Here is a 236-nt window from a genome sequence, read left to right on the forward strand (position 1 = left end):
CGGAGAGCGCGGAGCAAAGTCTGCGAGCAGCCAGGGACAAGCTTCGGGACGAGCAGAACAAGCGGCTCGTCGAACAAGCGGGCGCGCAGCTCGGACGGGGCAGACTCCCTTTGCTTGTGTGCCTCGCGCTCGCGCTTTCCGGCCTGCTGTATTTTCACTTTGCCGTTCCGTTCGCCGGGCTGACCCGACAGGGCATGGGCTTCATCGGCATCGGCCTCGGGGCGGTCGTCATGTGG

The 236-nt window shown here is 65.7% G+C and carries 1 protein-coding gene; it reads left to right on the forward strand.

The window, feature by feature from the left end; translation table 11 throughout:
• Positions 1-236, forward strand: a 236-nt coding sequence (locus KVT38_RS34205; RefSeq protein WP_217598145.1) for a hypothetical protein, incomplete at both ends; no start/stop codon positions are given.

It is taken from the genome of Cohnella sp. GbtcB17 (assembly GCF_019091135.1).
GTDB lineage: Bacteria > Bacillota > Bacilli > Paenibacillales > Paenibacillaceae > Cohnella.